Source organism: Pantoea sp. AG1095 (genome assembly GCF_003208415.1).
GTDB classification, from domain to species: domain Bacteria; phylum Pseudomonadota; class Gammaproteobacteria; order Enterobacterales; family Enterobacteriaceae; genus Pantoea; species Pantoea leporis.
In genome coordinates this window covers 380133-388212 of record NZ_QKMJ01000003.1, presented here as the reverse complement: position 1 = coordinate 388212, position 8080 = coordinate 380133, and the positions used below count along the sequence as shown (strand labels likewise).

Annotated in this window: 7 protein-coding genes; 4 read left to right on the top strand and 3 right to left on the bottom strand. The window is 53.4% G+C overall.

The window, feature by feature from the left end:
* Positions 1-121: 121 nt before the first annotated feature.
* Entirely contained in the window at positions 122-1483 is a 1362-nt protein-coding gene (locus DEU53_RS10430; protein ID WP_110866977.1) for a bifunctional diguanylate cyclase/phosphodiesterase, read from the bottom strand.
* A 198-nt stretch (positions 1484-1681) separates the two neighbouring features.
* On the opposite strand from DEU53_RS10430, the gene DEU53_RS10425 reads away from it, so the two are divergent.
* The 3 genes from DEU53_RS10425 (at position 1682) to DEU53_RS10415 (ending at position 3454) form a co-directional block, all read left to right on the top strand.
* Positions 1682-2242 carry a non-canonical purine NTP pyrophosphatase gene (locus DEU53_RS10425; protein WP_101761408.1) on the top strand — a complete coding sequence of 187 codons (561 nt, stop codon included), beginning with the start codon at positions 1682-1684 and terminating at the stop codon, positions 2240-2242.
* Complete coding sequence (locus DEU53_RS10420) at positions 2239-3033, top strand: SIR2 family protein (RefSeq protein ID WP_110866976.1); 795 nt, start codon at positions 2239-2241, stop codon at positions 3031-3033. The genes DEU53_RS10425 and DEU53_RS10420 overlap by 4 nt, the downstream gene beginning before the upstream one ends.
* A 73-nt stretch (positions 3034-3106) precedes the next feature.
* Complete coding sequence (locus tag DEU53_RS10415) at positions 3107-3454, top strand: YebG family protein (protein WP_110866975.1); 348 nt, start codon at positions 3107-3109, stop codon at positions 3452-3454.
* 42 nt (positions 3455-3496) lie between these two features.
* Here the strand turns inward: DEU53_RS10415 and DEU53_RS10410 are convergent, their stop codons facing one another.
* Positions 3497-4606 (bottom strand): Fic family protein, encoded by a 1110-nt coding sequence (locus tag DEU53_RS10410; RefSeq protein ID WP_110866974.1) that lies wholly within the window; start codon positions 4604-4606, stop codon positions 3497-3499.
* Between the two features lie 270 nt (positions 4607-4876).
* On the opposite strand from DEU53_RS10410, the gene DEU53_RS10405 reads away from it, so the two are divergent.
* A complete protein-coding gene (locus tag DEU53_RS10405) occupies positions 4877-6817 on the top strand; it encodes a methyl-accepting chemotaxis protein (RefSeq protein ID WP_110866973.1) in 1941 nt (646 codons plus the stop codon).
* Positions 6818-6828: 11 nt separating this feature from the next.
* On the opposite strand, the gene DEU53_RS10400 is transcribed toward DEU53_RS10405, so the two are convergent.
* Entirely contained in the window at positions 6829-8046 is a 1218-nt protein-coding gene (locus DEU53_RS10400) for an MFS transporter (protein WP_101761412.1), read from the bottom strand.
* Between the last annotated feature and the right edge of the window lie 34 nt (positions 8047-8080).

Genomic DNA, 8080 nt, shown 5'->3' with positions numbered 1-8080 from the left:
AAAATGGGGTTGGGTGGGCTGAGTCCGGTAGCGTACAGGACTCAGCATTACGCAGCGCTTTAACTAAACGGTCCAGGTTATGGGGTTCAGTTCATAAATGGCGACCCTGCAAAAAAGCAGATTATATTTTGGCTTTTTTGATCCATACTTGCGCATCTGCGGGCGGCAGCGGGCGGGCGAAATGGTAGCCCTGAAACAGATGGCAGCCTTTATCGCGCAGGTAGGTGAAGTACTCCTCACTCTCGATGCCTTCAGCCAGCACATTCAGACCCATTTCACGCGATAACTCGATGGTTTTCTGCACCACAATCGCCGATGACTCATTTTTAAAAATCTGCATGATTAATGATTTATCAATCTTAATATCATCAATGGCAAAATCACTGATCGATTTAAGCGATGAATAGCCGACGCCAAAGTCATCAATCGCCCATTTAACACCTAATTGGCTAAAATGGCTGATTACGTCGCCAATGCGCTTCTGGTCGTAGACAAAGGTGGTTTCAGTAATTTCAAACTTGAGGCGTTCGGGGCGGATTTTATAATGTGACAGCGATAACAAGGTATCCTGGGTGAAATCGCGGTGTATTAACTGCAGCGGACTGATGTTAACAGAAAAAACCAAATCACTAAGGTGCTGACCGCGATCCCATTCGGCGATTTGCTGTAAGGTGTGTTCCATCACCCACTTGCCAATGTCGATAATCAAGCCACTTTTTTCGGCCACTGGAATAAACACTTCGGGTGAGATAAAGCCTTTAACAGGATGCTTCCAGCGCAGCAGGGCTTCAAATCCAATCAGCTTTTTATTGCTGTCGACTTGTGGCTGGTAATAGAGCTCCAGCTGATTCTTTTCGATGGCTTGTGAAAGTTCGCGTTTGATCAAATCGGTTTCGGAGTAGTTGCCGCGCAGCGTGAATGCCGTCAACAACAGCGCGATCATTGGCACTGCACAGTTGACGATATAAAAGCCGGATTCATGCGGAATATTGAGCTGAAACGCGCTATGTTGCCAGGTTAATCCGGTCGAGATAAAAAACAGATAAACCACCAGGCAGATTAACGGGAATATTTTACTTAAGTAAGGTGTTTGCTGGCGTAATACCAATGCTGAGCCGACGGTTAACGCCACCAGATAATTGTACTCTGAGTGTTTTTCTACTCTGTGGTCATTATCCAGCAGAAACAACAGCATTATGATCAGTAACAAAGCATGCACGATGATGTAGAGATGTTTGTTCAGCTTGTCACGGAATGCCGCAATGACAATATAAAATCCCATCGCGGTGCTCAGGCAATATAAGGCGGAAACACCATTTTCTCCCTTAATGAAATTCGTCGCTACCATATAAAAACCCGCCAGGATGCTGGAAAATCCAGCAATGAGCAGAGTTAAGCGCAATTTTTTTTCTGGGTTATCACCCTGCAAAATGAAGGGTAAATCTTTTAGCATGGAATATCTGGAGCTAAAATAAGAAATCATCTGAGGTTCTCATTTTTACTGTCATATTTATTAAATTGAATCGCATAATTATTCTAGATTCTTGCATCGATAAAGTCATAATTTTGTTTTCTCCTATCAGAGATTGTTCCTACCCAGTGCCCGGTAGGCGCGCTAGAATCAACGACCAACGGAAAGGCTTTTACAGAGCTTAAACTCACCTTCAACATACTGATTGCAATGAAAATACGATTCCTGTCTGCCAATGAACTAAAGCTGGCCGAGGTGCGTACCATCCTTGAGCCGGTCGGTGTCGAAGTGCTGCCCATCGCACGCCGTATTGAAGAGATTCAGACTGAAAATGAGGTTGAACTGGTGCGCGACAAGCTCACCAAAGCGTTCTCTATTATTGGTCGTCCACTGTTTGTCGAACACACCGGGCTCTATCTGGATGGCCTGAACGGCTTACCGGCCGGATTGACGCGCATCTTCTGGAGCCGCCTGAATGCCGAGCGCTTCACCAAACTGGTGAACGGTTTAGATAGCGCCTGCGTCACGGCAAAAACCGTGCTTGGCTATTGCGATGGGCAAAAAATGTATCAGTTCGAAGGCGAACTGCGCGGCACCATCGCCACCGAGCCTGCTGGTCCACGCGAATTTCAATGGGACTGCGTGTTTATCCCGGAAGGACACACGCAAACTTTCGCCGAAATGGGCGAGCTGAAAAATGAGATTTCGATGCGTCGCCTGGCGCTGGATCGCTTCGCAACCTTTTTGAAAACATCGCGGGGATTGGCATGAAACCCGAGCTAAAACGCGCCTATGACACCGGTAAACTGATCCTGTTCGCCGGTGCAGGCATTTCACGCAATCTTGGCCTGCCGGAATGGCATGAGCTGATTGCGCACCTGGCTAAAGAGCTGGGCTACGACCCAAAAATCTTCAATACCTACGGCACGCATCTGTCGCTGGCGGAGTATTACAAGCAGCGTAAAGGCTCCCTGGGACCGCTGCGCAGCTGGATGGATCGCGAATGGCATCGCCCGGATATTGACGTGCGCAGTTCTGAAATCCATACCATGATCACCCAAGGCAATTTCTCACGCATCTACACCACCAATTACGATCGCTGGCTTGAAATGGCGCATGAGGCGCACAACGTGCCTTACAGTAAAGTAGCGAACGCGGCAGATTTGGTGTCGTTGACTGAAGATAAGCGCCACATCATCAAACTGCATGGTGATTTCGACGACGATACGTCAATTGTGCTGGATGAAAGCAGCTACTTTGAACGCCTCTATTTTGATTCGCCGCTGGATATCAAACTCACGCACGACGTCATGGGCAACTCGGTATTGTTTGTGGGCTACAGCATCAGCGATTTCAATATTCGTCTGTTATTCTACCGCCTGACAAAAATGTGGGGCCGAACCGGCTTGGCCACCGCGCGTCCTAAATCGTACCTGTTCACCAACCGCAATAACCCGGTGGCAAAAGAGGTATTAGGGCAGTGGGGCATTGAGATGATCGTCTCGGAAGAGGACGATCCGCGCAAAGCGTTGGCGCTGTTCCTGGAAGAATTACTGGCTTAACAGCAGAAAGTGATTGCCTGGAAAAGTTTGATCAGAATATACTGTATATAAATACAGTTAATCGAGGTGCATCATGGCAGTCGAAACCAAATATGTTGTAGTCAGAAAGGGTGAAGAAAAGATGACGTTTGCCAATAAAAAAGACGCGGATGCCTGGGACAAAATGCTCGATATGGCAGACGCCTTTACCGATTGGCTACAGCAACATCAGCCAGATTTGGGTGAAGCGCAGGCCGAAGCATTGGGTCTGCTGTTGGCTGAACAGAAAGACGCGGTGCAGCATATCCTGCGCACCAGCAAGCTGCCGGATATTGTAAAGGCAGAAGAGGTTGCGCAAGCGCCTGAAGCCGCTGCGGAAACCGAGAGCGAAGCGGAAGCGGTAGCGCCGGAAAAGAAAGTCCGCGCGGTTAAAGCGGCGTAAGCCGTTTTGTGAGGTGCGCATTGATGCGCACCTGGTTACCCATCAATGCTTAATCTGGTAGCGCGTGCTGCGCCCGCCGCCGGGTAATTTCTCCAGACAACCTTTCGCCAGCAGTTCTGTCAGATGTCGCGTCGCCGTGGCTTTACTCACTTTCGCCACCTTCTGATACTGGCCGGCGCTTATGCCTGCGTTAAATCCCTGTTCACCGCCATCCAGTAAGCGATTCAGCACGCGGGTTTGCTCCGCACTCAGCTCAGCAGCATTGTGCATTAACCAGAAGCGCGCTTTGTTTTGCGTGCGCGTGACGGTTTCCAGCGCGCGCTCAAGGCTGTCATTCAGCACATCACAAAACCACAGCAGCCAATCTGTGACGTCCAGCGCACCGCGCTGCGTCTGCTGCAGGATGCGGTAATAATCGGCACGTTGCGCCAGAATCGATGCGGACATGGCATACAAACGAATGCTTTGGCTATCCGCCTGCGCCAGCGCCAAATCGGTCAGGGCGCGGGTGATGCGTCCATTACCGTCATCAAACGGGTGCAGCGTAACGAACCACAGATGGCACAGCGCGGCGCGCAACAGCGGGTCGAGCAGCGGATCCGCGCGGCTGTGATTAAACCACGCGATAAATTCTTCAAGCTGTACCTCCAGCCCGGCGCGCGGCGGCGCTTCGAAATGTACCGTTGGCCGATCGATACGCCCCGAAACGACCTGCATCGGTTCATCGCCGCGCAGCGTGCCAACATTTAGTCGCTTAATGGTCCATTCGCTTGCGGGGAATAACCAGCGATGCCACTGACATAAACGCGCCAACGTGAGTTCCTGATCGCGTTGCGTGATGGCATCCATCATCATGGTTGCCAAACCTTCGGAACGTTCGGAAACCGGGTAAGGCTGATCGAGCGAAACGCCTAAACGGCGGGCAAGGGACGATCGTACCGACTGCGCGTTGACGCGCTCATCTTCAATCGCTGAGGAAGAGAGGATATTGCTGAGCAGCGTATCCAGCGTTTGTTGATCGCTGTTATCTTGCACGCTGGCGCGGCCCAGCAAGACGCCGCGCTGCTGCTGCAACTGGCGCAGGCGCGGCAGTAATTTCTCATCCTGCCAGCGAAACTGCGGCCAATCAGGCTGCTGCCAAATCCACATCATAAAGTCACTCCTGAATCGCATGAGCTGAATAGAACAGCTATTCGGCTCATATGGTGAGCTGAATAATAGTCTGTAATCGGCTCATTGACCAGTAGAGCAGGCAGGCATCTGGCGCTGACCTGATGTCGGTGACCATCAATGGCAATCCACCGGAGTTTGGTACCTTGCCATCAAGTTCCACCGCCGCGCGCCGATAGAGTGTTCAAAGGGATGTACGCGCACAGGGAGTGGTTCTGAATACCGAAAAGTGTCAACTCCAGGAGCGCCATAATGGCCAAACACGCATCACCTAAGAAAACAATGAGCACCCGCACGCAGATGCTGCTGACGGGCGCCTTAACCATCACACTCGGCTTTGCTGTAACCATCGGCGTGCTGAGCTGGCAATCCAGTAACGAACAAAAGTCGCTGGCCGAAAGCTATCTACAGCAGATTGCACAAAGCCAGGCGCTGCAAATTCAGCATGAACTTAGCTACGCGCGCGATGTGGCGCATAACCTCGGCCACAGCTTGATCGCACTGCCAGCGGCGGGCATTCAGGACCGTAAAGTTGCTGATAAGCTGATGGAATCGGCGCTGCGCGATAATCCCGATTACCTGTCGATCTCGGTGATCTTCGAAGAGAACGCCTTCGACGGACGTGACGCGGAGTTCGCCACCCAAGCCAATGCGGCACCGAAAGGTCGCTACGCCTTCTTCGTCGATCGCGATCAAACCGGCAATTTTAACCTGCATCCGCTGACCTCGATCTTCACGCCAGGTCAGGGCGATTACTATCTGCTGCCGCAAAAAAGTCAGAAAGATATGCTGATTGAACCTTACAGCTACGCCTACAACGGCGTGCCGACGCTGCTGACTTCGGTAGCGGCGCCGATTGTGAGTCAGGGCAAACTGTGGGGCGTGGTGACGTCCGATATTTCGCTGGCGTCGCTGCAGGAAAAGGTCAACAAAATCAAACCGTGGGATGGCAGCGGCTATGCGATGTTGCTCTCCAGCGCGGGTAATGTGGTTTCCTATCCGGATAAAAGCCAGACCAGCAAGCCGTGGAAAGGTGATACCCATAACTTCAGCAGCAGCGTGATGGAACATCATGATGCGTTGCTGGGTGAAGATGCGCTGGTAACCTGGCAGCCGGTGGTGATTGGTAACAGCGATCAGAAATGGTATCTCGGCGTGGTTGCGCCGGTCAGCCAGGTGATGGCGGCGGCGCATCGTCAACTGATTAACGCGGTGATCCTGATGATCATCAGCATTCTGGTGGTGTGTACGCTGCTTGGCATGCTGTTCAGCCGCAAAGTGCTGAAGCCGATTGGTGGCGAACCGCTGGAAGCCGCGACCATCGCGCTGGCCGTCGCCGATGGCAAACTCGATAACGTCATCACGTTGAAAGGGCGCGATAACAGTAGCTTGTTCTATGCGCTGCATACCATGCAAAATCAGCTGCGCGATATCGTGGGGCAGATTCAGGATGCCAGTTCGTCGGTGCGTCAGGGCGCGGGTGAAATCGCCAGCGGCAACCTCAATCTCGCCTCGCGTACCGAGCAGCAAGCTGCCGCGCTGGAGCAAACCGCCGCCAGCATGGAGCAGATTACTGCCACGGTGAAACACAACGCTACCAACGCGCATCAGGCGACAACGCTCACCGACAACGCCACGCACATTGCCAGCCGTGGTGAAACGCTGGTGGGCGAAGTGGTGCAAACCATGGCGCAAATTGACGACAGCGCGAAGAAAATTGGCGACATCACCGCCATCATCAATAGCATCGCCTTCCAGACCAATATTCTGGCGCTGAACGCCGCAGTAGAAGCGGCGCGTGCCGGAGAACAAGGACGCGGCTTTGCCGTGGTGGCGTCGGAAGTCCGTAATCTGGCCCAACGCAGCGCCAATGCGGTGAAAGATATCGGCGCGCTGATTGAAGAATCCACGCAGCGCGTCGGCAGCGGCGTTCAGCTGGTGCAGGATGCGGGCAAGACCATGCAGGAGATGACGCAGGCGGTGAATTCGGTGCGCACCATTATCGGTGAAATTGTGATTGCTTCCGATGAGCAGGCGCGCGGCATCAGCCAGGTGACCATCGCGGTGAACGAGATGGACAGCACCACGCAGCAGAACGCCGCGCTGGTGCAGGAGATGTCTGCCGCCGCCAGTTCGCTGGAAGATCAGGCCTCGCAGCTGGCGAACACCGTTGGGCGTTTCCAGCTGAGTTAATCGAGCCTCAGCTAAGAACGCGCTGAGCGTGGCACGCCGTTTTTCTCTGAATAACGGCTGCCTATCCACCAGGTGATCAGCGCCGCCAGGGCGATTGCGCCTAGCACGGCAAACGCACTGCGATAGGAATAGGCTGCGGCAATGTTTCCCGCCAACGCGGGACTCATTGCCGCGCCGACGCCCTGCATGAGCATGATAAAACCCTGACCGGCATTGGTATGTCCGCTGCCCTCAAGCACCTTCACGATATAACCCGGCACCGCCACGCCCAGCAGACCCGCCGCTACGCCATCCAGAATCTGTACCGGAATCATGAAATAAGCGCCGTCAAAAGCGGAGGCAATCAACGCACGTAATGGCAGCACCAGCAGCGCCGCCGTGATCAGCACGGGGTAGCCAAAACGCGGTGCGTGGCGTGCAGCATACAGCGCCATGGGAATCATCACACATTGTGAAATAACCACCGTGGCGGCAGCATAAAGTCCGGGGCTGATGGCTGCATTGTGCGCTGCCGCCACCCGCAGGCTCAGCATAGGTAATAGCGCGGCATTGCCAAGATGGAAGAGTAACAGCGTGACTCCCGTGATAATGACGGCAGGATTACGGGCAATCTGATAAAGACGCGGGACGTTGCTGGCCGATTCGCTGCCAGAAAGCCCGCGCGCGGCAAGGTTATCGATGTCGTTATGACGAATAGCCAGCACGGCTGCACCTGCGCACAGCGCCATCGTCGTCATGAGTACAAACACCGCACCCGTGCCCCACAACCACACTGAAGCACCCGCAATAATGGCGGCCGTCATATTTCCGCCGTGGTTGAAGGCTTCATTTCTCCCCATTTGATGGCTGAATCCTTGCGGACCGGCCAGGCCAAGGGTAATACCCGTCAACATCGGCGCGATGAGCGCGGCGGAAAGGCCAGTCACAATCTGCGATAAAACCACGATCCATCCCTGATGGAAATACCACAGCAGCAAGGTGGATAGGGTGATCAGGAGTGAACCGATGAGCAACAACGATCGTTTATGGCGAGTAGCGTCTGTGGCTAAACCTGCCGGCAGGGTGGCAACCAGCCCTGCAAGGCCACCGGCGGTCATCACCCAGCCAATATCTCCTGCATTCCAGTGGCGTTCTGTCAGAAATATGCCGAGAAAAGGCCCAAGACCATCTCGTACGTCAGCCATAAAAAAGTTAACCAGACACAGAGCCTGAAGCGAACGCAGTGGCATAGAAATCCTTAGCAAGTAATCGGAACGGGACGAA